Below are 26,010 nucleotides of genomic sequence, written 5' to 3'. Positions count from 1 at the left end.
CCTCCGTGGTTACGCTGCGCTTCCGCCTCCGGCCCCTGATCTCAGGCCGCGGGCAGCCTTCAGTCGCGGTCCGAGCTCGAAGCCAGCGCGTTCACGCCGCCGACGATTTCGCTGATTTCCTGCGTGATCTGGGCCTGCCGCACCGAATTCGCCTGCCGGGTAAGCACATTGGCCAGTTCGTTGGCGTTGTCGGTGGCTGCCTTCATTGCGGTGCGCCGAGCCGCGGACTCGGATGCCGCTGCCTCGAGCAACGATGAGTAGATGCGGGTGTTGATGTACTTGGGCAGCAGCGCCGCCAACAGCACATCCGCATCGGGCTCGAACTCGTACTGCGCGGTGAGTTCCGCGGTCGGCGAGTCGGTGAAGCTGTCCTCACCCATGTCGTAGTCTTCGTCGACATAGCTGACCTGTATCGGCGCCAGGCGACGAACCTCGGGGGTCTGGGTCAGCATCGAGACGAAACGGGTGTACACGATGTGCAACTCGTCGACGCCCTCGATATTGCCCACCCCGTTCGGAGCCGGAATCTCCGCCTCGGAGCCTGCCATGAACGCGTCCACCAGGTGGTGGCATGCGGCTGTGGCATCGCTGTACTTCGGCTGCTGGGAGAATCCGGTCCACGCGCTGACTACGGGCCGGTTGCGGAAGGTGTAGTACGTAAGGCCTTTATTGCCCATCACGTACAGCACCGGCTCTTTGCCCTCGCCACGCAGGGTGACCATGAGCTCCTCGGCCCGCTTGAGCACATTGGAGTTATAGCCACCGCACATGCCGCTGTCACTGGTGATCACCAGGACGGCGGCCCGGCGCGGATTGGAGCGCTCGGTCAGCAGCGGGTGCGACAGACTCGTCGACGCACTCGCCAGTTCACCGAGGACCTTGGTGATCTCTTCGGCGAACGGCTTCGCGGCCGCAACCCTGGCCTGAGCCTTGGAGATTCGCGAAGTCGCGATCAGCTCCTGGGCCTTGGTGATCTTCTTGATCGAACTCACACCACGAATGCGGGAGCGCAATTCACGCAAACTTGCCATCAGCGGTTCACACTCCCTTCATTCGCCTGTACCGGATTGCAGCATTCCCGGGGCACTGCGCGGTCACGCAAGCTACCGCCTCCGTGCCCGTCGCTCATGCTGCGGATCGAATAGCGCATCAGCGTGCTCGATTACTTCTCGACGTGCTTGCGGGTCACCGACAGCGATTCGACCTCTTCGTGATCGAGCTCACCAGCGGCGGCCTCGTTCACGACGCGCGAGCCGTCGGAAGCGAGGAAGCCCTGCTTGAACTTGTCGGTGGCCGCCTTGATGGCATCGCCGTTCTCGTTGTCGAGGACCTTGCCGCCCTCGATCGACTTGAAGGCGTCGGCCGCGCTGCGGTGCAGATCCTCGAGCAGTTCGGCGTTGAAGCGACGGATGTCGGCAACCGGAACCGAGTCGAAGTAGCCGGCATCGACCAGGAAGATCGAGACGATCTGGTCCTCCACCGGAACCGGCGAGTACTGGTCCTGCTTGAGCAGCTCGACCCAGCGAGCGCCGCGTTCCAGCTGTGCCAGCGAGGCGGCGTCGAGGTCGGAGGCGAAGGCGGAGAACGCCTCCAGCTCGCGGTACTGCGCCATTTCCAGACGCAGCGAACCGGCGACCTTCTTCATGCCCTTGGTCTGGGCGGCACCACCGACACGGGAGACCGAGGTACCCACGTTGATCGCCGGACGGACACCCTTGTTGAACAGGTCGGACTCGAGGAAGACCTGGCCGTCGGTGATGGAGATGACATTGGTCGGGATGAACGCCGAGATGTCGTTGGCCTTGGTCTCGATGATCGGCAGACCCGTCATCGAGCCAGCGCCCATCTCGTCGGACAGCTTCGCGCAACGCTCCAGCAGACGCGAGTGCAGGTAGAAGACGTCACCCGGGTACGCCTCGCGGCCCGGCGGGCGACGCAGCAGCAGCGAGATGGCGCGGTAGGCCTCGGCCTGCTTGGTCAGGTCGTCGAACACGATCAGGACGTGCTTGCCCTGGTACATCCAGTGCTGGCCGATCGCCGAACCGGTGTAGGGCGCAAGCCATTTGAAGCCGGCCGAGTCGGAAGCGGGGGCCGCGACGATGGTGGTGTACTCCATCGCACCGTGCGATTCCAGCGCGGTCTTCACGCCCGCGATGGTGGAACCCTTCTGGCCGATCGCGACGTAGATGCAGCGGACCTGCTTCTTCGGGTCGCCGGTCTCCCAGTTCGCCTTCTGCGCCAGGATCGCGTCGATGCAGACCGCGGTCTTACCGGTCTTGCGGTCGCCGATGATCAGCTGACGCTGACCACGACCGATGGCGGTCAGTGCGTCGATGGCGGTGATACCAGTGGCCAGCGGCTCCTCGACCGGCTGACGCTGCAGCACGGACGCGGCCTGCAGCTCCAGCACACGCTGCTCTTCGGACTCGATCTCGCCGAGGCCGTCGATCGGCTGGCCGAGCGGGTTGACCACGCGGCCGAGGAACTTGTCACCGACGGGGACCGAGAGCACGTCGCCGGTGCGGCGAACCTGCTGGCCCTCTTCGATTTCCGCGAACTCGCCGAGGATGACCGCACCGATCTCGCGGTCCTCGAGGTTCAGCGCGACGCCGAGCACACCGCCGGGGAACTCGAGCAATTCATTGGCCATCGCCGAGGGCAGGCCGCTGACGTGCGCGATGCCGTCGCTGGTGTCGGTGACGACACCGACTTCTTCGATGGAGGTTTCCGGGGTGTAGCTCTGGGTGTAGCTCTCGATCGCGCTACGGATCTCATCGGTGGAGATCGTCAGCTCCGCCATAGTCTTCCTGCTCTCGCTGTCTGGTCTGAATGTCGGGGGGGTGGTGGGTCGTCAGGCCAGAGCCCGACGCAGCCGTTCCAAGCGGCCGGTGGCGCTGCCGTCGATCAGGTCGTCGCCGACCCGCACCACGACGCCGGTCAGCAGACTCGAATCGACCTGCACGTGCACCGTGACCGGCTTGCCGTAGATGCGCTGCAACGACGCCCCGAGATGGTCACGTTGCTGGTCGGTCAACGCGACCGCGGCACGCACATGCGCGACGATCTGATCGCGCCGCGCGGCCGCGAGATCGGAGAGCTCGCCGAACGCGCCGCCGATATTCGCCGACCGGGTGACCACCTGATCCGCCAGGGTCTGGGTGATGGTCTCGGTCTTGCCCGCGAGCAGCCGGTCGATCAGTTCGCGCTTGGCCGCGGCGGGCTTCGCACGATCCGAAAGTGCCTGCTCCAGTTCGGGATTGTCGCCGATGATCCGGCCGAGCCGGAACAATTCGTCCTCGACCGCCCCGAGTCGTCCGCTGTCGGCGGCGGACTCCAGCAACGCCTCTTGGCCGAGCAACACCAGGGTGTCGACCAAATCGGCGGTGCGCGACCAGTTCTGGGCCACCGCGGTGGTCAGCACCGCCAGGGTGGCGGGGCTGACCTTGCCGCTGAAGACCCGCTCGCTGAGTTCGGCGCGCACCGAGCCGGGCACCGACACGTCCGCGAGCGCAACACGCAGCGAACGCTGGTCGTCCAGCACGGCGACAACGGCGAACAGTTCCGACCCCGTCGTGGCCGCAACACTGTCGCTTCCGGTCAGAGCGGCCCGAAGTGCCTCCCGTGCCCGGGAGCTTGCCTCGCGGCTCGCTGCGTACATGCTTCTCACTTTCGCGTCGCTACCTTCCGACCCCGATGCCGGCTTCCGACTGATCGAGTTCGGACAGGAACCGGTCGATCGAGGCCGCTTGCTTAGCTTCGTCCGAAACCGACTGCCCGATAATCTTTTCGGCCAAATCGACGGCAGTTTTGCCGACTTCGGCGCGCAGCTCGGTCAGGATCTGCTGGCGCTGAGCTTCCAGCTGGCTGTGACCGGCAGCGACGATGCGGTCGCTTTCGGCCTGTGCTTCCGCGCGCATCTGCGCGAGGATCTGCTGGCCCTGGGTGCGTGCATCCTCACGGATGCGCGCGGCCTCGAGCCGGGCGTCGGCCAACTGCTGCTGGTACCGCTGCAGCGTCAGCTGGGCTTCTTCCTGCGCGGCCTCGGCCCGCTGGATTCCACCCTCGATCCTGTCCGCACGTTCATCCAACACCTTTATGAGGCGCGGGATGACGTACTTGTAGAAAACGACGCCGACGATCGCAATGCAGACCACCGACCAGACGATGTCGTAGGTCTCGGGGATGAGGGGATTGATGTCCTCCCCTGTCTCCGCCGCGAGCAAAGAAAGCGTGCTCATAGCAATCTCAGAAGATGAAGCCGGCCACAAGGCCGATCAGGGCGAGGGCCTCGGTGAACGCGATACCGAGGAACATGTTGGTGCGGATGGTGCCCTGCAGCTCGGGCTGACGGGCAATACCCTCGATGGCCTTACCGACGACGATGCCTACGCCGATGCCCGGGCCGATGGCGGCCAGGCCGTAGCCGATGGCGCCGAAGCCCTTGAACTTCTCCGACGTGGTCGCGGCTTCCTGGGCCAGGTACGCGAGGCTCATGAGTCTTCCATTCCCTTTCTTTTGCTCACCCGCCGGTCGGCGTGGTGTAGCAGCTATCCGGTATTTGTTCGGTCAGTGCGAATCGGCGTGTTGTGCGAGTCCGATGTAAACGGCGGTCAGCAGGGCGAAAACGTAGGCCTGCAGGAAGATGACCAGCATTTCGAACAGCGTGAACCCGAGTCCGGCCAGCAGCGAGAACGGCGAGAACACCTTCATCCAGGCTGCGGCGTCGAAGAGGAAGAACCAGGTGGCGCTGAAGAACAGCACCAGCATGATGTGGCCGGCCAGCATATTCGCCATGAGTCGGACGGTCAGCGTGAACGGACGCAGGATGAACGTCGAGACGAACTCGATCGGAATCAGCAACACGTGCAATGCGGGCGGAACATTCGGAACGACGATGCTGCTGCGCATGTAGGTGACGAACCCGTACTTCTTGATACCCACGAAGTTGAACGCGAGGTACGCGATGAGGGCCAGCACCAGCGGCATGCCGATTCGGGCGTTCGACGAGATGTTCAGCCCCGGAATGATGCCGGAGAAGTTGAGAAAGAGAACCGCGAAGAAGATCGTCGCGATCAATGGGAAGTACTTGCGACCGGATTCCTTGCCGAGCACCTCGTCACAGATCTGATCCTTGACGAAGACCAAACCGGTTTCGGTGATGTTCTGCAGACCGCGCGGGACGATGCGAGGATTGCGGAATGCCAGCACCATGACGAGCACCAGCACGGCGGTCATCAACAGCCGGATCAGCATCAAACGATCGAGTTCGAACGGCGTACCCTCGAACAGCACTGCTGGAGGGAAGAAGTCGGACAGCGATGGCGCGTGGAACTCGCCCGCCAAAGTGGTGACGCTCAGCGTTCTCTCCCGTGTTCGGGCCGCGGGTACGGTCATTCCCGCGGTTCGATCGGACATTGACGATCAATTGGGTCGACTAGGTCGGCTCGAAAATTCGTCAGCAGCTGTGCGGCAATCCGCATGGGCGTCTGTACGTAGTGTCGGCGACATTCGTCGACATGCAGAACCGGAACCCCTCGGAGCCCGGCACGGCAGTTAGCATAACGGCAGCTGGCAGGATCTCGGTGATCCCCCCTACTGCTTGGTCGCTTGCTTACCAACACTTTACCAAGTTATCTACGACAGCGTGTAGGTGGGGGCGATTATTGCTGCGCAGAGGGCAAATCGGACTCACCGGTCGGTACGTTTACATACGGAACCTTCTGCCGCAGAACGCCATACGTCTCCGCGCCGAGCACGATGAGCAAGGAACCGACCACGGTCAGGAACAGTGCCATCCGATCGTAGAAGTCGAACCGCTGCAGCACCGCGATCACGATCATCGCGACGAGCAGCTTGCCCACCCAACTCACCAGCATGACCAGGCCCGCGGTACTCGGCGGCAGCTTCGCGCCGAACAGCACTACGGCCGCCGTGGTGAGAATGAAACCGCCGCCGATAGCCGCGCCGATCAGCGCGCCCCAGAGTCCGGACAGGCCCGCCACGGCCGAGGCGATGGCCACCGAAACCACCACCAACACGGCCAAACCGATCACGCCGTAGCGCAGCGCCGCCTTCAGCGGGGCGTCGGGACCGGGAACGGGGTTAGTGAGACTCACGACTGCGCCTCGCTGACGCTCGGCTCCGTCGTTCCTCTGGACGCTGTGTTTATGGTTCGCTCGCTTCGCTCGCTTCGCTCGCTCACAATCCAAACTTTACCTGGGCCTTGCTTTACGAATCCGCGGGCTCCTTGCGCCGCAGGCCCGGTATGGCGGTCACCACAAGCGCGAAAACCAGGCCGCCCGCCATCATCAACACCACAATCCGGCGATCATGGATCAGCGAAGTGCCGACAGCACCGAAGGCGAGCACGCCGACCCATAAATAGATCACCAGCACAACGCGCCGGTGCGAATGTCCGATCTGCAACAGCCGGTGATGCAAGTGCATTTTGTCCGGCGTCGAGAAACTCACACCCGCGCGCACCCGACGCACGATCGCCAACAGCAGATCCAATACCGGAATGAACATCACCGCACCGACAAGCAGTAGCGGCGAAAGCAGACCGACGATGTCGCGAGGTCCGTAGCCCGCCAAATTGATGCGGCCCGAGGCACCCGTCGACACTGCGGCCAACATGAGCCCGATCAACATCGAACCGGAATCGCCCATGAATATCCGGGCCGGGGAAAAGTTGTGTGGCAGAAATCCCATACAGGCGCCCGCGAGCGCGGCGGCGAGCAGGGCGGGCGGGTAGGTGTCGACCGAACCGCCCTGGCTGTAGAGCAGGCCGACGGTGAATACGAAGACCGCGCCCGCGCAGATCAGACCCAATCCGGCCGCGAGACCATCGAGTCCGTCGACGAAATTCATCGCGTTGACGAGTGTCACTGTGATGCCGACGGTGACCAGGCCGCCCTGCAGCGCGTCCAGCACCACCGTCGTGTCGTTGAACGGGTTGTAGATCACGTACCAGCTCAGGCCCATCACCGCCATCACACCGGCGGCGGTGACCTGACCCGCGAATTTGGTCAGCGCGTCCAGGCCCCAGCGATCGTCGACGATGCCGACGAGCACGATGAGCGTGGCCGCGACCAGCACCGCTGGAATATCCGGCGCGTAATCGAAACCCCGTCGCAGCGCGGGCAATTGGTGCGCGAACAGCACCGCCGCCACCACTCCGACATACATGCCGACGCCACCCATCCGCGGAATCGGCTTGACGTGCACATCGCGCTCGCGCGGCACTGCCACCGCGCCGAAGGCAATGGCGAGCACCCGAATTCCACCGGTGGCCAGGAAGGTCACCGTGCCCGAGATGAGAAGCACGAGCAGCAGCTCGCGCAAAGGAACTACCGCACCCGAACCGATCATCCGTTTATCTGATCCGCCATACGATCACTGCGTCCCGAGATCACCGCGTCGCGACGCTGGTCAGCGCCTCCGGCGACATCCCGAGCACATCGGCGATATCGCCGACCGGTACCGCGCCGGCGCGCAGGATCCGCGGCTGATCCGCGGTGAGGTCGACGATGGTAGACGCGATCGCGTGTTCGGCCGGGCCGCCGTCGAGATAGACGCCGACCAGATCGCCGAGCTGATCGCGCGCCTCGGCGGCGGTCTTGGCGGGCGGCTGTCCGGAGACATTGGCACTCGAGACCGCGAGTGGGCCCACCTCGCGCAGCAGTTCCAGCGCGACCGGGTGCAGCGGCATCCGCAGCATGACCGTGCCTCGGGTGTCACCGAGGTCCCACGCGAGCGAAGGTGCCTGCTGCACAACAAGACTCAGCCCACCGGGCCAGAAGGCCCGAATCAGCTCGCGGGCCTGCGGACGCACCGAGAACACCAGACCGTCGATGGTGTGCCAGGAGCCGACCAGCACCGGTACCGGCATATCGCGACCACGCCGCTTGGCGGCGAGCAGATCGCTCACCGCGGTGGAATCGAACGCGTCGGCGGCCAAGCCGTACAGGGTATCGGTCGGCAGTACGACCAGCCGACCGGATTTCAGGGCACTGGTGGCCGCGGTCAGTCCGGCGGCGCGCGAGTCGGGATCCGCGCAGTCGTAGACGGTACTCACGGCCACCATCCTGTCACGCGTGCCACTCGATGCCACCATCGGCGGGGTTGGTTGCCTCCGGTGATCGCTACGGCGAGTCGAATGGACGCTCGGCAGCACCCGAGAACCACCATTCCGGCCCGCCTCGACGAGTTGGTCGGCGCACCGGGGCTGGCGTCGGAACGCGAGCCGGATCAGCTCCGGGCCGCGGCGACGAAGCGGGGCTTTCCCGCAAGGTCGGGATGCTCGACGATATCGGTGAAGTCACCCTGTTCGGCCAGCAGAGCGGCGAGCTCGGAGCCGTTGGTGTCGTCGTGCTCGACGGCGCAGGAGCCGCCCGAACGCAGCAGGCGGGTGATGGTGGGGATCATCCGACGGATCACGTCGAGTCCGTCCGGGCCGCCGAAGAGGGCCAGATGCGGATCGTGATCGGCGACCTCGGGATCGAGTTCGGCGCCTTCGGGAATGTACGGCGGATTGGCGACGACGAGATCGACCTCGCCGTTCAGTTCGGTGAGCAGATTCGGGTCGGTGACATCGTCGGCGTAGAGGGTGATCGGGGTGTCGCCCTCGGCAATGCGCAGATCAGCATTGCGGCGTGCCCATTGCAGGGCCTCGGGATCGATGTCGATCGCGTGCACGTCCGCATCCGGTCGGGCCCGGGCAATCGCAAGCGCCAAGGCACCGGAGCCGGTACACAGATCGACGACGACCGGCGTGTGATCGTGCGGCAGCGCTTCCAGTTGCGCCAATGCCCAGGCGAATAGCAATTCGGTCTCAGGACGCGGCACGAAGACGCCGGGCCCGACCGCGAGTTCGATCTCGCCGATCGCCGCGGTACCGGTCAAATGCTGCAGGGGAATTCGCTGCGCACGCCGTGCCACCAGGGCTCGATACTCGTCGAGCAACGCCGGCGCGACTAGCGGGGTCAGCGACAGTCTGGTCCGCTCGACACCGAGCAGATGCGCGGCCAACTGCTCGGCGTCGGACTGCGGACTGGGCACACCCGCCGCCCGCAGGGTTTCCACCGCCAGGTTGATTGCCGGGCGCAACGCCACACGCGTCATGGGCTCGTCCGCCTCTTCCTTTGCCGGTCGTCAGTGTTCGCATCGCGGGCCGCAGATCGGATGACCGGGATGGGCGTACCCGGCGAGTTGGCCATGTTCTTACCAAATCACTTGACCTGAATTCGCAGGATCCAGGGGTCAGGACCGGATTTACTCCGCGGCCATTCGGGCTTCGCGATCCGCCTTGCCCAGGGCATCCAGGAGTGTGTCCATATCGCCGTCGAGTACGGCGTCGAGGTTGTGCGCCTTGAAGCCGATACGGTGATCGGTGATGCGGTTCTCCGGGAAGTTGTAGGTGCGGATGCGCTCGGAGCGGTCCACGGTGCGGATCTGGGAGGCGCGACCCGCGGCTGCTTCCTGATCGGCCTGCTCCTCGGCGAGCGCCTGCAGTCGGGCCGCGAGCACCTGCATGGCGCGGGCCTTGTTCTGCAGCTGGGAGCGCTCGTTCTGGCAGGTCACCACGATGCCCGAGGGCAGATGGGTGATGCGGACCGCGGAGTCGGTGGTGTTGACGCCCTGCCCGCCCTTCCCTGAGGAACGGTAGACATCGATGCGCAGATCCGATTCGTCGATCTGCACCTGTTCGACCTCGTCCGGCTCCGGGTAGATCAGCACACCGGCGGCCGAGGTGTGGATGCGGCCCTGTGATTCGGTCACCGGAACCCGCTGAACGCGGTGCACGCCGCCCTCGAATTTGAAGCGGGACCAGACACCGTCGCGCGCGGCGTCGCGGCTCTTGATGGAGATGGTCGCGTCCTTGTAACCGCCAAGGTCGGAGATGTTCACATCGAGAATCTCGACCTTCCAGCCGTGCCGCTCGGCGTAGCGGACGTACATGCGGGCCAGATCCGAGGCGAACAGCGCCGATTCCTCACCGCCCTCACCGGATTTCACCTCGAGCACCACGTCGTCGCCGTCGTGCGGGTCACGCGGAGCGAGCAGATCCGCGAGGGTCTGCTCCAGCTCGACGACCTGTTGTTCCAGACCGGGCACCTCGGCGGCGAAGGACGCGTCATCGGCCGCGAGTTCCTGCGCGGCGGCCAGATCCTCGGTGGCGGACTTCAGTTTGTTGTAGGTGGCCATGATCGGGGCCAGCTCGGCGAACCGCTTGCCGACCCGGCGCGCGGCACCCGGATCGTTGTGCAGCGCCGGATCGGCGAGCTGCGTCTCCAGGCCCGCGTGCTCGGCCAGAATGTCATCGATCGCGGACGGTTGTGTCACGGTGCTTCCTCTCTTTTCCGTACTGGCCACACAAAAGCGCCGACGCCCGGCCTGCAGTGCAGGACCGGGCGTCGGCGGGGAAGCTACTTTGCGTCGGCCTTCTTGCCGGCACGCTTGCCGTAGCGAGCCTCGAAGCGGGCCACGCGACCACCGGTGTCGAGGATCTTCTGCTTGCCGGTGTAGAAGGGGTGGCACTGCGAGCAGACCTCGACGGTGATGTGTCCCGACTCCTTGGTGCTGCGAGTCTGGAAGGTGTTGCCGCAACCACAGACGACCGTGGTCTCGACATACGCCGGGTGAATTCCTGCCTTCATGGGTGTCCTCTCGATATTGGCCGCCGGGTCGCCCACGCAGATCGCGAGGACGTGAACCGGAGCCGACTTTAGGCGGGAGGCCTGCTCAGCGGAGCAGACGCAACGACCGCTCAGTATGCCAGAACGGTGGTTACCCTCCCAAAACGCCTCCGATCCCCGCTTTTGTTCCCACCATGAGCCCCCGATCCCCCGGTTTGTTCCCGCCCCAAGTAGGTACCCAAGGCTCTGTTGCCAATTGAACTACCGGCACGCGGTGATCGTGTTCTTACGGAACCCTTAATACAGGTAGTCAACTACTCGTGGATACGAACATCAATGTTCATAGAGTTTAGGCCTGATGCACATCGGCGTGCCGAGACAGAAGGGAGAACACTGTGAACAGCCGCATTGCACTGGCGGTCTTCGTTTCGCTGATTCTCACTGTCGCGGTCGGCTGGTTAACCACTCCGGATCGCCCGGACACCTACGCGTACACGAAACCCACTGCCGCACAGTACGATTCGGCCAACAACGCGATAAGCACCGCAACCCCGGCGACCACGGCGACCATTCTTGCGTTCATGATCGTCGGCGCGGCAGGCATCGGACTCGCATTCTTCAGCCCACGTCCGCCGAAAGGGCGCTCCCCGGCCTCCCCGCGCCTTTTGCCGGACGTCGTGTGCGCGGAGACCACCCCTGCGGACCGGCGGCAGGCAGTGGACTCCAGTTCTGGGCGTACCCGACGAGTTACCCATGTGCGCACGAAATCGTTCGTGGCGTATGCGCAAAAAGTACGGGGACTCCGCCTGAGCGGAGCCCCCGTTCATTCACTCGTCGAGCGCACCCGGCGCGGTCTTGCTGACCTGCATCAGGAACTCGAGGTTGTTCTTGGACTTCTTCAGGCGGTCGATCAGCAGGTCGATCGCCTGGTGCGAGTCCAGGCCGGACAGTACGCGGCGCAGCTTGTGCAACACGGCCGCCTCGTCGGGGCTGAGCAGTAGCTCATCCTTACGAGTGCCGGACGGGTTGACGTCGACGGCCGGGAATACGCGCCGTTCCGCGATCTTGCGGTCCAGCTTGAGCTCGGCGTTACCGGTGCCCTTGAACTCCTCGAAGATCACCGTGTCACCGGTGGAACCGGTCTCGACCATGGCGGTCGCGATGATGGTGAGCGAGCCGCCGTTCTCGATATTGCGCGCCGCGCCGAGGAACCGCTTGGGCGGGTACAGCGCGGTCGAGTCGACACCACCGGAGAGGATGCGGCCCGAGGCCGGCGAGGAGTTGTTGTACGCGCGGCCCAATCGGGTGATCGAGTCGAGCAGCACCACAACGTCCTTGCCCATTTCCACCAGGCGCTTGGCGCGTTCGATGGCGAGTTCGGCGACCGAGGTGTGATCTGACGGCGGACGGTCGAAGGTCGAGGCGATGACCTCGCCCTTCACCGAACGCTGCATATCGGTGACCTCTTCCGGACGCTCGTCGACCAGCACAACCATGAGGTAGACCTCGGGGTTGTTGATGGCGATAGCGTTCGCGATGTCCTGCATGATCGTCGTCTTACCGGCCTTGGGCGGAGAGACGATCAGGGCGCGCTGCCCCTTACCGATCGGCATGATCAGGTCGATGACGCGGGTGGTCAGCTTGTTCGGCTGAGTCTCCAGGCGCAGGCGCTGGTTCGGGTACAGCGGGGTGAGCTTGGCGAATTCGGGACGCCGCTTGGCCGCGTCGACCTCACCGCCGTTGACCGTGTCCAAGCGCACCAGCGGATCGAACTTCTGGCGCTGGTTGCTCTGCTCACCGTCGCGCGGGGCGCGCACCGCACCGGTGATCGCATCACCGCGGCGCAGGCCGTTCTTGCGGACGAGGTTCATCGAGACGTAGACGTCGTTCGGTCCGGCCAGGTAGCCGGACGTGCGCACGAAGGCGTAGTTGTCCAGCACATCGAGGATGCCCGCCACCGGCTGCAGGACATCGTCCTCGCGGATCTCGAGCTCGCGGGCCTCACCGCCACCGGCGCTACCTTCGCGGTCGCGACCACGACGACGTTCCCGGAACCGGCGTCCACGCCGCCCGCGACCGCCCTCGTCCTCGTCACCGCCGCGGCTGGCATCACCACGGCCGCCGCCCTCGCCACCACGGCCAGCGTTGGCACTGCCGTTGCGCTCACCCTGGTTGCGGTCGCGGCGACGTTCGCCCTGCTCTTGCTCCTGCTTGGGCTCCTCACCACCGGCGGTCTCACCACCTGCGCGACCACGTGCCTCGCCACCGCCGGTCTCACCACCTGCGCGCGCCTGGTCGCGACCGCGACGCTGCCTGCCGCGACCGCGCTGACCACCCTCGCGACCGGAATCCTCGGTGCTCTCCGTCGGCGCGGCAGCCTCGGCCTGCGCCGGATCGGACTTCGAATCGGCTGACTTCTCGGCGGCCTTCGGCGCTGCGGAATCGGCGACGGCCTCCTTCGCGACAGCCTGTTTCGCCGGAGCGTCCTTGGTCTGCGCGTTCTTGGTCTGCGCGTCCTTGGTCTGAGCTTCCTTCGCCGGGGCGGAAGTGGCGGGCGTCACGTCGAGGGTGCCCTGCTCGGCCTTGGCCCGTGCTGTCTTGGCGGCGTCCACATCGGACTTCACCTCGCCACGCGCGGACTTTTCCGCCTTCGCCGACTTTCCGGCCTGATTTTCCTTGATGGCGGCGATCAAATCGCCTTTGCGCATTCCAGAGGTGCCTCGGATACCGAGCTCCCCCGCGAGCGCGCGCAATTGCGGCAACAGCATTCCAGTCAGCCCCGATCGTGCGACGTCGGTTTGTTCGCTCATCTTCGAAATCTGTCCGGAGTCACTTTCGCGGTCCCCTGCCGGGCTGGAATCCACCCCGGGTGTCGCGAGCAGGTCCGTATCTGTCACGGAAATCCTTTCCTTCCCTCGATTGCCGTGTGCTGTTTCGAGGGTTTCGTCCCGCAGTCCGGGCGTTCTGCCGGACTCGGATGCGAGGGCCGAACACACAGCTCGGACCGGCGCTTTTGCCGTATCACCTGCCCCGCCGGACCGGCGGCTTCGCCACCAGTTCCCGAAAGGTGGGAGAGATCATTCCAGTTGCGCAGCTACGCAGCACCCCCATGGCCTGGAGGCTCGAGCCTGGAGCCTGCTGGAGCGATTGCCCTGATGAAGCACCGGCGTCTGATGCGCACGATGTACGGACGTGCTCAGGATAGCTGGCAACCTGGAACATCGGCAAGGCAGACTCGCCGCCGCGGTGCGAGCGGCGGGCCGCCGCCGATCAGACACCGTCGATCTGGACGCCTTCCGCGAGTCCTGGCTCGACCAGGCGGAGCCCGTCGATGGCCGCGAGCGCACGGAGTTCGGCGGGGAATTCGCTGGTACCCAAGGCCAGTACGGTCGGTCCCGCACCGGATACCGTGGCCGCGATCCCGGCCGCGCGCAGCCGGGCGATCCATTCGGTGGTCAGCGGCAGCGCGGGGGCGCGCTGGGTCTGATGCAGACGATCGGCCGTCGCGGGCAGCAGTAAGTCGGTACGTTGCGTGAGGGCGACCACCGCGAGTGCGGCGCGGCTGACATTGAACGCGGCATCGCCATGCGCCACGACCTCGGGCAACAGGCCACGGGTATGGGCGGTCGATGAGCGCTCTTCCGGAATCAGTACCACCGGGCGCAACGTCGGATGCGGCTCGAGGCGCACCGCACGGTAGACGCGGCCGTGATCGGGTGCCGTAGCACCGTCGGTGGCGGTTTCGGTCCAGGACACTACGATTCCACCGAGCACACTGGCCGCGGCATTGTCCGGATGACCTTCGAATTCCGATGCGAGCTGGACCAATTGCTCACTCCCGATGGCCAATGCCGGATCCAATTTCGCGGCGAGACCGCCGCCCGCGGCCAGACCGCCGACCACCGCCGAGGCCGACGAGCCGAGACCGCGAGAATGCGGAATCACGTTGCGGCACACCACATCGAGACCATCGGCCCACACCCCCGCCGCCTCCAGGCCGCGCTCGATCGCGCGTACCACAAGATGCGAAGGGCCCCATGGCACATCGTCGGCGCCCTCACCCTCGACTCGGATAGCAAGACCGGAATCGGTAGTGCACACCTCGATCTCGTCGTAGATGCCCAAAGCCATACCGAGCGAATCGAATCCGGGGCCGAGATTGGCACTGGACGCGGGCACCCGCGCGGTCACCGAAAGACCGGCGGGCAGCGTCCTTGTCATCAGTTGGCTTTCGCGCGAATTCAACTCAGGCCAGTTCTAGTTCGTGGGCGACCGCGATCGGGTCGACCGGAATCGCCTGTACCTGTGGCATTCCCGCGAGCGCGTTATCCGGATCCTTCAGGCCGTTGCCGGTCACCGTGCACACCACGGTGAGCCCGGAATCCAGCCAACCCTCCTTGCGCGCGGCGAGCAGGCCCGCGATGCTGGCCGCCGACGCGGGCTCGACGAAAACGCCCTCGGTCGCGGCGACCAGCCGGTAAGCCTGCAGGATCTCCTCGTCGGTGGCTGCGCGGAAGGCGCCACCGGACTGTTCCTTGGCCTCCACCGCGCCGTTCCAGGACGCGGGCGCGCCGATGCGGATGGCGGTGGCGATTGTTTCGGGTTCCTTGACCGGGGCACCGTTGACCAGCGGCGCGGCGCCCGCTGCCTGCACACCGAGCATGCGTGGGAGGGCGGTGGTGATGCCGTCGGCGTAGTACTCGCGGTAACCACGCCAGTAGGCGGTGATGTTGCCGGCGTTGCCCACCGGAAGAGCGTGCACGTCGGGTGCCTTGCCGAGCACGTCGCAGATCTCGAACGAAGCGGTCTTCTGGCCCTCGATGCGAGCCGGATTCACCGAATTCACCAAACCGACGGTCGGGAATTCCGCGGTGACCTTGCGCGCCAGCTCTAGACAGTCGTCGAAATTGCCGTCGACCTGGATGATCTTCGCACCGAGCATGACGGCCTGGGCCAGCTTGCCCATGGCGATCTTGCCCTGCGGAATCAGCACCGCACAGCTCATCCCGGCCCGAGTGGCGTAGGCGGCTGCCGATGCCGAGGTGTTGCCGGTGGACGCGCACAGCACCGCTTTTTGCCCGCGGTACTTCGCGTCGGTGATGGCCATCGTCATGCCGCGGTCCTTGAAGGAGCCGGTCGGATTCAGGCCCTCGACCTTGAGATAGACATCACATCCGGTCAGCTCGGACAGGTGCGGTGCGGGCACCAGTGGGGTGCCACCCTCGTACAGGGTGACCGGATCCCAGTCCGCGGCGCCCGCGAGGCGATCGCGGTATGCGGCGATCAGTCCAGGCCACCGCGAGTGCACTCCCGCCTGCGGCGCGACGGCTGTACCACCCCCCATGGAATCGCTACGCGATGCAGTTGTCATTCGTTGGTGCCTTCCAATCTCAGAACGCTGGTCACGGATGTGACGGATTCCATTTCCGCCAGGGCGGCGACGGTGTCCGCGAGCGCCGACTCGGCAGCGTGGTGGGTGACCACGACCAGGCGTGCACCCTCGCCGTGTCCTTCCTGCCGGACCGTGGAAATGCTCACCTCGTGGTTGGCGAATTCGCCCGCCACCTTGGCCAGCACCCCGGGACGGTCGGCGACCTGCAGGTTCACGTGGTAGCGCGTGGGCGTATCGCCGATCGGCGCGATCGGTAGCTCAGCATAAACCGACTCGCCCGGAGCGCGGCCACCGAAGAACTTATTGCGCGCCGCCATGACCAGATCACCGAGCACCGCGGAGGCGGTCGGCGCACCGCCCGCGCCCTGCCCGTAGAACATCAGCCGACCGGCGTTCTCCGCCTCGACCACCACCGCGTTGAACGCGCCGGTGACCGCGGCCAAAGGGTGCTTGCGCGGAATGAGGGCCGGATAGACGCGCACCGAAACGCGCTCCTTGCCACCCTCGGCCGGGCCCGGTTCGCCCGGACCGGCGGCGACCCGCTCGCAGATGGCGAGCAGTTTGACCGTGCAGTCCAGTGCGGATGCGGTCTCGAGATCCTCGGCGGTGATCTTGGAAATGCCCTCGCGGTACACATCGGCCGCGGTCACCCGGGTGTGGAAGGCCAACGAGGCCAGGATCGCGGCCTTGGCGGCGGCGTCGTAGCCCTCGACGTCGGCGGTCGGATCGGCCTCCGCGTAACCGAGGCGGGTGGCCTCTTTGAGGGTGATCCCGTAGTCGGCACCGGTCTCGTCCATCGCGGAGAGGATGAAGTTGGTGGTGCCGTTGACGATGCCGACGACCTTGTTCACCCGGTCACCCGAGAGCGACTGGATCAGCGGGCGCACAACCGGGATCGCGCCGGCGACGGCGGCCTCGAAATACAGGTCGGCGCGGTGGTGCTCGGCGGCGGCGGCGAGCTCGCCGGTGTAGTCGGCCAGCAGTGCCTTATTGGCGGTCACCACGGATTTGCCAGCGTTCAGCGCGGCAAGGATGAGGCGGCGAGCCGGATCGATGCCGCCGATGACCTCGACCACCAGATCGACATCGTCACGAGCGACCAACGCATCCGCGTCGGTGGTGAGCAGTTCGGCCGGGATACCGCGGTCGGTGTCCAGGTTGCGCACCGCGACACCGCGTAGCAGCAACGGCGCGCCAACGCGCGCACGCAGGTCATCGGCGTGGTCACGCAGAATGCGCACCACCTCGGTGCCGACATTGCCCATTCCGAGGACCGCGACTCCGATCGGACGATCGGTTCCCCATACGCCGAGCTTCGCAGCATCGCGCCCACCCGTCACCTGATCACCACCCTCGATGGAATCGCTACGCGACACTGAGTTCATTGCACCTCCAGGCTGAGCAGATCCGCCACCGTTTCCCGGCGCAGAATGAGTCGCGGCACACCGTCGCGCACCGCGACGACCGCCGGACGAGTCAGCTGGTTGTACCGGCTGGACATCGAATAGCAGTAGGCGCCGGTCGCGGCGACGGCGACCAGATCGCCCGGACCGACATCGGCGGGCATCCAGGTATCGCGGATGACAATATCTCCACTCTCGCAATGCTTTCCGACGACCCGAGCGACCACGGGGGCGGCGTCGGAGGAGCGCGAAACCAAGCGGCAGTCGTAGTCGGCCTGATACAGCGCGGGACGGATGTTGTCGCTCATGCCGCCGTCGACGCTGACATAGCGCCTGCGCAGTCCGCCGTCGAGCGATACGTCCTTAACGGTGCCGACCTCGTAGAGGGTGACGGTGCCCGGTCCCGCGATGGCGCGGCCCGGTTCGACGGCGATCTTCGGCTCGGGCAGTCCGGCGCGGCTCGCCTCCGTGGCGACCAGCTTGCGCAGGCTTGCCGCGAAATCGTCCAGTGGCGGCGGATCGTCATTGGGCAGATACGAAATACCAAGTCCGCCACCGAGATCCAATGTGGCGATCTGCGCGGTGCGCTCTATGCCGAACTTGTCGATGGCCTCGCGCAGCAAGCCGAGCATGCGACGCGCGGCGATCTCGAAGCCATCGATTTCGAAGATCTGCGAGCCGATGTGACTGTGCAGACCGACGAGGCGGAGGTTATCGGTCTCGAAGACCCGAGCCAGCGCCTCCATCGCATCGCCGCCAGCGATCGAGAAGCCGAACTTCTGATCCTCGTGTGCGGTCGAAATGTATTCGTGGGTATGGGCTTCCACGCCAACGGTGACGCGGACGAGCACGTCCTGAACGACACCGGCGCGGCCCGCGATGGCCTCCAAGCGCTCGATCTCGATCAGCGAATCGACCACCACATGAGCGACGCCCGCCTCAACGGCCGCCGCCAGCTCCGCGGTGGACTTGTTGTTGCCGTGCAATGCGATTCGACTCGCCGGGAACCCGGCGTGCAGTGCGACGGCGAGTTCGCCACCGGAGCAGACATCGAGGGAAAGACCCTCATCGCGGATCCAGCGGGCGATCTCACCGCACAGGAATGCCTTGGAAGCGTAGTGAACTCGGGCGTCCGGGCCGAAGGCGGCGACCATATCGCGGCAGCGAGAACGGAAGTCGTCCTCGTCGATCACGAACAGCGGGGTGCCGAACTGTTCGGCAAGTTCGTGCACCGGCACACCGGCGAGGTGCACGACGCCTGCCACATCGCGAGATGCGTTGCGCGGCCAGACATTCTCGGGCAGATCGATCATCTGCTTGGGGTCGCTCGGGCGCTCCGCCAGGCTGGGTGCGTGCGGAATTTCGGCGTGCCGAGGGCCGGCAGGGTGAGCACTCACGACTCCACCTCGCTGACGCTCGACTCCGCCGTGGCCGCTCGAGGCGCTGTATCTATGGTTCGCTCGCTGCGCTCGCTCACTACATTCGCTCCGGTGCACTAACGCCGAGCAGCTCGAGGCCGTTGCTCAGCACCTGACGGGTGGCATTGGCCAGGGCAAGCCTGGCGGCATTGGTCGGCGTGACGGGTTCGTCGCCGAGGGGCAGTACACGCAGGTTCTTATTGGTCTGGAACCGGTGGTAGGCACCGGCCAGTTCCTCCAGATAGCGTGCGACGCGGTGCGGTTCGCGCAGGCTCGCGGCACTGGCAACGGCGCGCGGGTATTCGCCGATGGTGCGGATGAGTTCGCCCTCTTCATCGGCGGTGAGCAGACCGAAATCCGGTGTCACCGTGTCGTATTCGAACTCGGCGGCATTGCGCGCGATGGACGCGGTCCTGGCGTGCGCGTATTGCACGTAGTAGACCGGGTTTTCATTGCTCTGGCTGGTCCACAGGTTCAGATCGATATCGATGCTCGAGTTCGCCGAACTGCGCACCAGCGAGTACCGGGAGGCATCAACGCCGATCGCCTCGACCAGGTCGTCGAGGGTCACCACGGTGCCCGCACGCTTGGACATCCGCACGGCCACACCGTCTTTGACGAGATTCACCATCTGCCCGATGAGCACCTCGACGGTGGCCGGATCGTCGCCGAAGGCGGCCGCGGCGGCCTTCAACCGGCCGATGTAGCCGTGATGGTCCGCACCGAGCATGTAGATGCACAGATCGAAGCCACGCGCGCGCTTGTTCTGGAAATAGGCGATATCGCCGGCGATATAGGCGGCATTGCCGTCGCTCTTGAGAACGACGCGGTCCTGATCGTCACCGTATTCGGAGCTGGCGATCCACCAGGCCCCGTCCTTTTCGTAGAGGTCCCCGGAATCCTTGAGTTTGGTGACAGCCGCTTCGACCGCACCGGATTCGAAGAGTGAACTCTCGTTGAAATACACGTCGAAATCGGTGCCGAATTGGTGCAGCGATTCCTTGATATGGGCGAACATCAACTCGACGCCCTCGGCACGGAACAGTTCGAGCTGCTCGCTTTCCGGCATGGTCAGCGCCTCGGGGTGTGCGGCCACGATCTTGGCGGCGATCTCGCCGATGTATTCGCCCGCGTAGCCGTTCTCCGGGGTCGGCGCGCCGTTGGCGGCCGCGGCCAACGATGTGGCGAAGCGGTCGATCTGCGCGCCGTGGTCGTTGAAGTAGTACTCGCGGGTCACGTCGGCGCCCTGCGCGGCCAGAATGCGGCCGAGCGCATCACCGACGGAGGCCCAGCGGGTGCCGCCGAGATGTACCGGACCGGTCGGATTGGCCGACACGAATTCCAGATTGATCCGGGTGCCCTTCAGGGTGTCCGAGGTGCCGTAGGCCGCGCCCGCGGTCAAGACCTGTTGCAGGATCGCGCCCTGTGCCGAGGCGGCGAGGCGGATATTGAGGAAGCCCGGACCGGCGACCTCGGCGGTGTCGATGGCGTCCGCGGTGGCCAGCGCCTCGGCCAGCCAGGTCGCCAATGCGCGCGGATTCGTTCCGGCCTTCTTACCTACCTGCATGGCCACATTCGTGGCATAGTCGCCATGTTCCGGATTACGGGGGCGCTCCACGTTGACCTCGTCGGGCAGGACCGTCGGGTCCAGTCCGCGTTCGACAAGCACCTTCGCCGCGGTCGCGCGAAGGAGATCTGCAAGGTCAGCTGGAGTCACGAGTCTCTATCCTATGGTCTTGGCAGGTGTACGCCTCGAGTGGGCACCTCGGCGGAGCCCTCCGCAATCAACCAGCACCGTGGATCAATACGTGGAAAGAGCACAGCGAGCTATGCCGAGCAGCACGAGCGCCAAATCGGCCAAGGCCGTCCGGGCCGCGGGGAAGGTCGCACCGTCGCGGAAAAAGGGCGGCGGCAAGGTTCCGATGGGCAAAGGCCCATTGAAGAAGCGCCAGATCCCATGGTTGGTCATCGGAGCCGCCGTGGCGATCGTCGCATTGATCGGTGCGCTCGCGTTCAGCCTGGTGCCGAAGTATCGGGACAAGGCCGAACTCGAGAAGTACACACCGAGCGCGCAGAAGAAGGATCCGTCGGATCAGATCGCCGGGGTCACCAAGAAGGACTATCCGGCGGGACTGCACGTCTCGGGTACGCAGCGCGTCGCCTACGACCAGGCCCCACCGTTCGGTGGTCCGCACGATCAGGTCTGGGCGAACTGCATGGGGGTGGTCTACAGTAAGCCGATCCGGGTGGAGAACGCGGTGCATTCGCTCGAGCACGGCGCGGTGTGGATCGCCTACAACCCCGACAAGGTCGACGCGGCGGGCATCGACACGCTGAAGCAGAAGGTCGAAGGTAAGCCGTTCACGTTGATGTCGCCGTTCCCCGGTCTGGCCTCGGCGATAACACTGCAATCCTGGGGACATCAGCTGAAGCTGGACAGTGCCGACGACAAGCGGGTCAACCAGTTCATCACCGCCCTGCGTGAGAACCAATACGCCTACCCCGAGGTGGGCGCGAGCTGCTCGAACCCCGCCTTCGACGCGAACAACCCGACACCGTACGACCCGACGCCACCCGGACCCGATGCGGTGCCGATGGACGGCAAGGGCCTGTCGCAGGACCAGACCGAACTCGGCGGCGCCGCGGGTGGTCTGCCCGGCATGCCGAATATTCCGGGTGTACCGAATATCCCCGGCATACCCACGGGAATTCCGACCCAGCCGACGGAAGGTCAGTAGATGCCAGTGGATACCGAAAGCGAGCCGGACGTGGCGAGCGATTCGGGTTTGGCCGCGCAGGCTCGGCGGCAGCGCACTCCGCTGCTGGTACTCGGTGCGATCGGCATCCTGCTGATCGGGTTCGCGGTCGGCGTGCTGGCCCGACTGCCACTGGACGGCAATAGCGAACCCGATCCCGGCGCTGTCGATATCGGATTCAGCCAGGACATGTCGGCACACCACGCGCAGGCCGTCGAAATGGCCGGGATCGCGCTCATCGGTTCCACCGATAACGATGTGCGCAGGCTGGCCTACGACATTCTGACCACCCAGCAGGGGCAGATCGGCCGGATGCAAGGCTGGCTGCAGATGTGGGGTAAGCCGAATCAGAACGTGGACGGCTATATGGGCTGGATGACCGAACAGTCGGGCCATTCGCATTCCGGTGCTACCACCGATCACGCGATGTCGGGACCATCGGCTGCCATGCCGGGTATGGCGACCACCGCTGAGATAACCGCGCTGCGCCAGGCCACCGGTCCTACGCTCGACACGATGTTCCTGCAGCTGATGCTGCGCCACCATCAGGGCGGACTCTCGATGACCGAATACGCCGCCCAGCACGCCGAAACCACCGCGGTGCGCACACTCGCGGCCGCTATGGCGACCACCCAGCAGGGCGAAGCACAACTCATCACCACCATGCTGAGCGCCCGCAACGCGACACCACTGCCGCAGCACTGATCGATCGTGGCGGGCCGGGGAACCGTAACTCCCAGGCCCGACACACTTTTTGGCGGACGCCCCGCAATGCGATACGCTTGGCCCCGCCCGAACGGCCGCCCACCGGCACCGTTCGAAAACTATCCCGCCCTCGTAGCTCAGGGGATAGAGCGTCTGCCTCCGGAGCAGAAGGCCGCAGGTTCGAATCCTGCCGAGGGCACCGACATTCGACTGCGTTTGCGCAGGCCAGGATGATTTTTGAGCGTCGCAGGCCCGATTCCTCGAGGGCACCATTTCACCGTTCAGCTGCGATTTCGCCCATGCGCGCAGGTCAAACGGATATCCGATATCCGCGACAACGGGATTCGGGAACACCAGGAACCAAGACCACAAATCGTAGTCACGGGGTCGAGTTCCAGCGGTGCGGGCCAGCGTCGGCATGATATCGGCGATTCACTCGCCGCCGCAGGTCGTTCCCGATCCCATGTTCGACGCGACCGCCGGGGCCCGTAGAACATGGAACGCCGGCAGCGATCCCACGTTCACGGCGTTGCTGTTGTGTGCGAATGATCGCAGCACGGGCGGTGCGCCGCGCGGCGGCCAGGGTCAGCAGCCAGTGGTGTGCGTATTGTGCGGCGAAACGCCAGGCTCCCAACGGTATTCGAATGCGATAGATTTCATGCTGTATCGGTGTCACGGCGCCATTGCGCGACGGCCGCGACGGCTGAAACGACCGAGATTGCCCCGGCGAGAAGCGCCTGTGTTGTGAAGTTCGCTGTGCTGTAGGAAACTGCGCGGAGCCCGGGAACTGGGTACACGCCGTTACCCGCGGCCGCGCGGATGATCAAGCCGATCTGGGTGCCAGGATCGCGCGGCGACCCCGCACCGGCCATGGCGCGCAGCGCGGGCCCTTGCCCGTGGAGATAGATCAGGCAGACCAGGACGAATGCTGCGGTCGCGACCGATGCCGCGACCGCGAGATATCCCAGCGCGCGGTTGCGGCGGCGGAAGTTGATTGCGATGGCAGACACGGTCACGACGGCCGCGGCGCTAGCCAGCAGGCCCCACAATCCGCTGACCGGCACGATGGAAGGGGGCGTCGACGACCAGAGCCCCGCCATCGAACTGGTGGCCGAAATCCGACCGAAAGCATTGGTGCGGGTAGTACCGTCTGGGCCGTTTGCCACCAGCCACGGATCGAACAAAAGCGCCAGTGTGGCCGTACTGCCTATCGCAGCGCACAAATAGCCCGCGTTATCGCGGCCCGAAGCTACCGAGACGCGAATACCGCGGCGGATTCGCTTGCCTGCCGCTTCCCCCCGACCGGACAGGCGACCAGGCAACCGGTCCGGTATCTTCCGCGCGCTCCACGGGGTCGTCTGCACCATGCCACGGACATTAGGGCGCCTGGACCAATTCACTGCCCGGCGACAGGTTGGTTAACAACACCTCTTCGTCGTCACACCAGGCACATGCCGCGAAGTGTGGGATTTCAATCTGGCCAGAGCAAATGCCCCCACCTCCGTCGATCGGTGTTGGGCTGTCGCGGTCGGTGTCCGGTCGGGTGGCGCGAGTTGCCGTAATCTCACACACGGATGGGGTGAGCGGGAGGACGGGACATGACATATCCGCCGGGTGGGCAACCGCCGTTCGGGGAGCCGCAGTGGCAGCCGCAGCAGCCGTATGGCTCTCCCTCTCCGCAGCAGGGTGGGTCGGGGTACCCGCAGCAAGGGGGTTATCCGCCGCCTGGTGGTCAGGGGTATGGACCGCAGCAGGGGTATCCGCCGCCCGGTGGTTATCAACAGCCGGGGTATCCGCCGCCGAAGAAGCGCAGGACCGGGCTGATCATCGGCCTGTTGGTGCTGGTACTCGTCATCGCGGGTGCGGTCGCCGCGGGCGTGGTGCTGACCGTGCAGGGCAAGACGCCGCTGGCATCGGACGAGAAAAAGGTGCAGGTGGCCATCCAGGACTTCTACGACACGCTCGAGTCGCACGGTTTCGCCGCGGCGGCGGGCAAGGCATGCGCGGCCGACCGTGCCGAGTTCGACACGCTGAGCGACGAGCAGAAGAAGGAATTCGATACCGCCAAGATCGAGGTCAGCATCGACAAGATCGATGACATCGTCGTCACCGGTGACCGCGCGACCGCCCGGATCACCGGCAAGCTCACGCTGACCGTCCCTGGCGAGACCCCGGATACCGATACGGGCACCACCGAACACCTGCGTAAGGAAGACGGGAAGTGGAAGGTCTGCTCGGCGGAGTCGGGTAAGAACTGACGTAACCTCGTCGGATGAGCTGCTGCGGACCGTCGCGCCGGACCTTCCTCAGCGCCATCGGGATGACCGCCCTGGCCAGTCTCGCGGATCCGGGTTCGGTTCGCGCCCAACCGAATCCGCTTTTCGCGACTGACCTGGAGGTCGTCACGGTCACCGATCGATCGGTGATTCTGACCTGGACGACGGTGACTCCGGATCCGAGCGGTCGACTGCTGCCGGTCGATACGGATGCCGAAGTGCGCCTCGGTCCGGTAGATGCGGCGCTGGCCACCGCCTATGCCGATGACGAGCACACCCCGTTCCACTATGCGGAAATCGACGGTCTCGAACCGGGCCGTCCCTACCGATTCGAGGCATGGTCGAACGGCGTCCGAGCCGTGCCCGCGCTTTCACTCACCACCCGATCCCCCGGAAGTCCGGAATCCACCGGCGAATTCACCACCCTGACACCGCCGCCCGGCCGCCCGCTGCGCACCCTCGCACTCGCCAATGACGTGCACTATGGCGAGCAGGTCAGCGGTCTCGTCGTCGATAACCTGCCGCCGGGTTTCCGGCAGGAGCCGGGCCTGCCACCCTATCCCCAGGTAATGCTGGCTGCCCTGCTCGATGATCTGCGCCGCCCCGATCGCGGCGCCGACCTACTTCTCATCGCGGGCGATCTCACCGCCGAGGCGAAGCCGGAGCAGACGCGCTCGGTTCGCGGACACCTGGACTCCTGGGGCGCACAGGGCCGCGACTACCTCGCTGTGCGCGGTAACCACGACCGTCCGCATATGGGCCCGGCATACCAGGGCTGCATTCCGGCAGCCGCGGACCATTTCGACTGCTGGGCCGAGGAATTCGATCCGCGCCAGCAGCTGATCGAGCACGAGTCGGGTGGCCTGCGGCTGCTCGGCCTGGATACCAGCGAACTCGACGGTTCGGGCGGCAGCATCGAACGCCCGCAGTGCGACCGACTCGGCGAACTGCTGCGCGAAGATCCGGATCGTCCGACGCTGGTCTTCGGACATCATCCGGTGACGGTCGAATCCGGGCTGACCAATACCGCTGGACCAGGTTTCGTCCTCAATCGCCCCGACAGCATCGAACTCCAGACACTCTACGAACGCGCACCCGGGGTATTCCTGCAGCACAGCGGCCATACCCACCGCAACCGCCGCACCCGTCCCGACACCGGTGCCGCGGTGGAATTCCTGGAAGTGGCCGCGGTCAAGGAGTATCCGGGCGGCTACAGCCTGCTGCGGCTGTACGAGGGCGGGTACATGATCAACTTCTACAAGACCCGCGCCGCGGCCGCGCGCCGCTGGAGTGCGACCACTCGAGGCGAATACTTCGGCGTGCTGCCGGATTACACGCTCGGCACCTTCTCCGACCGCAATCACGTTGTGCTGCGGGACTTCTCGGGCCTGTCCTGACCGACCCGCCATCGCCGCCGTACCGA

Annotated in this window: 23 protein-coding genes and 1 tRNA gene; 5 read left to right on the top strand and 19 right to left on the bottom strand. The window is 65.4% G+C overall.

Annotated features, from left to right (window positions below; all coding sequences use genetic code 11):
• Window positions 1-59: 59 nt before the first annotated feature.
• From ACQP2U_RS06090 to argS, 18 genes are all read right to left on the bottom strand, one after another.
• A complete protein-coding gene (locus ACQP2U_RS06090) occupies window positions 60-1,031 on the bottom strand; it encodes a F0F1 ATP synthase subunit gamma (protein ID WP_433713773.1) in 972 nt (323 codons plus the stop codon).
• A gap of 131 nt (window positions 1,032-1,162) precedes the next feature.
• Window positions 1,163-2,800, bottom strand: a complete 1,638-nt coding sequence (gene atpA, locus ACQP2U_RS06085; RefSeq protein WP_397031960.1) for a F0F1 ATP synthase subunit alpha — start codon at window positions 2,798-2,800, stop codon at window positions 1,163-1,165.
• 51 nt (window positions 2,801-2,851) lie between these two features.
• Entirely contained in the window at window positions 2,852-3,658 is an 807-nt protein-coding gene (locus tag ACQP2U_RS06080) for a F0F1 ATP synthase subunit delta (protein ID WP_433713772.1), read from the bottom strand.
• 19 nt (window positions 3,659-3,677) lie between these two features.
• Window positions 3,678-4,238: a F0F1 ATP synthase subunit B gene (locus ACQP2U_RS06075; RefSeq protein ID WP_433713771.1), complete on the bottom strand. Its 561-nt coding sequence runs from the start codon at window positions 4,236-4,238 to the stop codon at window positions 3,678-3,680.
• 7 nt (window positions 4,239-4,245) lie between these two features.
• Window positions 4,246-4,494, bottom strand: a complete 249-nt coding sequence (locus ACQP2U_RS06070) for an ATP synthase F0 subunit C (RefSeq protein WP_040687112.1) — start codon at window positions 4,492-4,494, stop codon at window positions 4,246-4,248.
• Between the two features lie 72 nt (window positions 4,495-4,566).
• On the bottom strand, window positions 4,567-5,415 hold the full coding sequence (gene atpB, locus ACQP2U_RS06065) for a F0F1 ATP synthase subunit A (RefSeq protein ID WP_397031954.1): 849 nt from the start codon (window positions 5,413-5,415) through the stop codon (window positions 4,567-4,569).
• Between the two features lie 245 nt (window positions 5,416-5,660).
• Window positions 5,661-6,116: a hypothetical protein gene (locus tag ACQP2U_RS06060; RefSeq protein ID WP_433713770.1), complete on the bottom strand. Its 456-nt coding sequence runs from the start codon at window positions 6,114-6,116 to the stop codon at window positions 5,661-5,663.
• Between the two features lie 112 nt (window positions 6,117-6,228).
• Window positions 6,229-7,371: a glycosyltransferase family 4 protein gene (locus ACQP2U_RS06055; protein WP_040687108.1), complete on the bottom strand. Its 1,143-nt coding sequence runs from the start codon at window positions 7,369-7,371 to the stop codon at window positions 6,229-6,231.
• Window positions 7,372-7,411: 40 nt separating this feature from the next.
• Window positions 7,412-8,077: an L-threonylcarbamoyladenylate synthase gene (locus ACQP2U_RS06050; protein WP_040687133.1), complete on the bottom strand. Its 666-nt coding sequence runs from the start codon at window positions 8,075-8,077 to the stop codon at window positions 7,412-7,414.
• Window positions 8,078-8,250: 173 nt separating this feature from the next.
• Window positions 8,251-9,123 (bottom strand): peptide chain release factor N(5)-glutamine methyltransferase, encoded by an 873-nt coding sequence (gene prmC, locus ACQP2U_RS06045; protein ID WP_433713769.1) that lies wholly within the window; start codon window positions 9,121-9,123, stop codon window positions 8,251-8,253.
• A 150-nt stretch (window positions 9,124-9,273) separates the two neighbouring features.
• On the bottom strand, window positions 9,274-10,344 hold the full coding sequence (gene prfA / locus ACQP2U_RS06040; protein WP_433713768.1) for a peptide chain release factor 1: 1,071 nt from the start codon (window positions 10,342-10,344) through the stop codon (window positions 9,274-9,276).
• Window positions 10,345-10,427: 83 nt separating this feature from the next.
• A complete protein-coding gene (gene rpmE, locus ACQP2U_RS06035; RefSeq protein WP_062982643.1) occupies window positions 10,428-10,658 on the bottom strand; it encodes a 50S ribosomal protein L31 in 231 nt (76 codons plus the stop codon).
• Window positions 10,659-11,464: 806 nt separating this feature from the next.
• Window positions 11,465-13,405 (bottom strand): transcription termination factor Rho, encoded by a 1,941-nt coding sequence (gene rho, locus ACQP2U_RS06030; RefSeq protein WP_433716381.1) that lies wholly within the window; start codon window positions 13,403-13,405, stop codon window positions 11,465-11,467.
• Between the two features lie 502 nt (window positions 13,406-13,907).
• Complete coding sequence (gene thrB, locus ACQP2U_RS06025) at window positions 13,908-14,858, bottom strand: homoserine kinase (protein WP_433713767.1); 951 nt, start codon at window positions 14,856-14,858, stop codon at window positions 13,908-13,910.
• A gap of 25 nt (window positions 14,859-14,883) precedes the next feature.
• Window positions 14,884-15,981 (bottom strand): threonine synthase, encoded by a 1,098-nt coding sequence (thrC, locus tag ACQP2U_RS06020; protein WP_433716380.1) that lies wholly within the window; start codon window positions 15,979-15,981, stop codon window positions 14,884-14,886.
• 23 nt (window positions 15,982-16,004) lie between these two features.
• On the bottom strand, window positions 16,005-17,414 hold the full coding sequence (locus ACQP2U_RS06015) for a homoserine dehydrogenase (RefSeq protein WP_433713766.1): 1,410 nt from the start codon (window positions 17,412-17,414) through the stop codon (window positions 16,005-16,007).
• The gene (gene lysA / locus ACQP2U_RS06010) at window positions 17,411-18,829 is read right to left on the bottom strand and encodes a diaminopimelate decarboxylase (protein ID WP_433713765.1); all 1,419 of its coding nucleotides are present in this window, start codon (window positions 18,827-18,829) and stop codon (window positions 17,411-17,413) included. Before lysA ends, ACQP2U_RS06015 begins: the two co-directional genes overlap by 4 nt.
• A gap of 79 nt (window positions 18,830-18,908) precedes the next feature.
• Complete coding sequence (gene argS, locus ACQP2U_RS06005; protein ID WP_433713764.1) at window positions 18,909-20,567, bottom strand: arginine--tRNA ligase; 1,659 nt, start codon at window positions 20,565-20,567, stop codon at window positions 18,909-18,911.
• A gap of 112 nt (window positions 20,568-20,679) precedes the next feature.
• Here argS and ACQP2U_RS06000 point away from each other — a divergent pair, with 112 nt between their 5' ends.
• The 3 genes from ACQP2U_RS06000 (at window position 20,680) to ACQP2U_RS05990 (ending at window position 22,510) form a co-directional block, all read left to right on the top strand.
• The gene (locus ACQP2U_RS06000; protein ID WP_433713763.1) at window positions 20,680-21,588 is read left to right on the top strand and encodes a DUF3105 domain-containing protein; all 909 of its coding nucleotides are present in this window, start codon (window positions 20,680-20,682) and stop codon (window positions 21,586-21,588) included.
• On the top strand, window positions 21,589-22,311 hold the full coding sequence (locus ACQP2U_RS05995) for a DUF305 domain-containing protein (RefSeq protein WP_433713762.1): 723 nt from the start codon (window positions 21,589-21,591) through the stop codon (window positions 22,309-22,311). It abuts the gene before it with no gap.
• A gap of 126 nt (window positions 22,312-22,437) precedes the next feature.
• Window positions 22,438-22,510: transfer RNA gene (locus ACQP2U_RS05990), tRNA-Arg, on the top strand.
• Window positions 22,511-22,967: 457 nt separating this feature from the next.
• Here ACQP2U_RS05990 and ACQP2U_RS05985 read toward each other — a convergent pair.
• Complete coding sequence (locus ACQP2U_RS05985) at window positions 22,968-23,678, bottom strand: hypothetical protein (protein ID WP_433713761.1); 711 nt, start codon at window positions 23,676-23,678, stop codon at window positions 22,968-22,970.
• Between the two features lie 231 nt (window positions 23,679-23,909).
• On the opposite strand from ACQP2U_RS05985, the gene ACQP2U_RS05980 reads away from it, so the two are divergent.
• Complete coding sequence (locus tag ACQP2U_RS05980; RefSeq protein WP_433713760.1) at window positions 23,910-24,569, top strand: Rv0361 family membrane protein; 660 nt, start codon at window positions 23,910-23,912, stop codon at window positions 24,567-24,569.
• A gap of 14 nt (window positions 24,570-24,583) precedes the next feature.
• Window positions 24,584-25,984 carry a metallophosphoesterase gene (locus tag ACQP2U_RS05975; protein WP_433713759.1) on the top strand — a complete coding sequence of 467 codons (1,401 nt, stop codon included), beginning with the start codon at window positions 24,584-24,586 and terminating at the stop codon, window positions 25,982-25,984.
• Window positions 25,985-26,010 lie beyond the last annotated feature (26 nt).

This window comes from Nocardia sp. CA-084685 (assembly GCF_050955785.1).
Taxonomy (GTDB): Bacteria; Actinomycetota; Actinomycetes; order Mycobacteriales; family Mycobacteriaceae; genus Nocardia.
The sequence above is the reverse complement of the archived record's forward strand: the minus strand, read 5'-3'. Positions and strand labels throughout refer to the sequence as shown.

Coding starts and splice junctions, on each gene's coding strand:
- thrC (WP_433716380.1), bottom strand. CDS start 15,981: ATGGGGGGTGGTACAGCCGTCGCGCCGCAGGCGGGAGTGCACTCGCGG.
- thrB (WP_433713767.1), bottom strand. CDS start 14,858: ATGACAAGGACGCTGCCCGCCGGTCTTTCGGTGACCGCGCGGGTGCCC.
- ACQP2U_RS06070 (WP_040687112.1), bottom strand. CDS start 4,494: ATGAGCCTCGCGTACCTGGCCCAGGAAGCCGCGACCACGTCGGAGAAG.
- ACQP2U_RS05995 (WP_433713762.1), top strand. CDS start 21,589: ATGCCAGTGGATACCGAAAGCGAGCCGGACGTGGCGAGCGATTCGGGT.
- atpA (WP_397031960.1), bottom strand. CDS start 2,800: ATGGCGGAGCTGACGATCTCCACCGATGAGATCCGTAGCGCGATCGAG.
- prmC (WP_433713769.1), bottom strand. CDS start 9,123: ATGACGCGTGTGGCGTTGCGCCCGGCAATCAACCTGGCGGTGGAAACC.
- rho (WP_433716381.1), bottom strand. CDS start 13,405: ATGCTGTTGCCGCAATTGCGCGCGCTCGCGGGGGAGCTCGGTATCCGA.
- ACQP2U_RS06055 (WP_040687108.1), bottom strand. CDS start 7,371: ATGATCGGTTCGGGTGCGGTAGTTCCTTTGCGCGAGCTGCTGCTCGTG.
- ACQP2U_RS05980 (WP_433713760.1), top strand. CDS start 23,910: ATGACATATCCGCCGGGTGGGCAACCGCCGTTCGGGGAGCCGCAGTGG.
- rpmE (WP_062982643.1), bottom strand. CDS start 10,658: ATGAAGGCAGGAATTCACCCGGCGTATGTCGAGACCACGGTCGTCTGT.
- ACQP2U_RS05985 (WP_433713761.1), bottom strand. CDS start 23,678: ATGGTGCAGACGACCCCGTGGAGCGCGCGGAAGATACCGGACCGGTTG.
- ACQP2U_RS06075 (WP_433713771.1), bottom strand. CDS start 4,238: ATGAGCACGCTTTCTTTGCTCGCGGCGGAGACAGGGGAGGACATCAAT.
- ACQP2U_RS06090 (WP_433713773.1), bottom strand. CDS start 1,031: ATGGCAAGTTTGCGTGAATTGCGCTCCCGCATTCGTGGTGTGAGTTCG.
- ACQP2U_RS06080 (WP_433713772.1), bottom strand. CDS start 3,658: ATGTACGCAGCGAGCCGCGAGGCAAGCTCCCGGGCACGGGAGGCACTT.
- ACQP2U_RS06015 (WP_433713766.1), bottom strand. CDS start 17,414: ATGAACTCAGTGTCGCGTAGCGATTCCATCGAGGGTGGTGATCAGGTG.
- ACQP2U_RS05975 (WP_433713759.1), top strand. CDS start 24,584: ATGAGCTGCTGCGGACCGTCGCGCCGGACCTTCCTCAGCGCCATCGGG.
- atpB (WP_397031954.1), bottom strand. CDS start 5,415: ATGTCCGATCGAACCGCGGGAATGACCGTACCCGCGGCCCGAACACGG.
- ACQP2U_RS06000 (WP_433713763.1), top strand. CDS start 20,680: ATGCCGAGCAGCACGAGCGCCAAATCGGCCAAGGCCGTCCGGGCCGCG.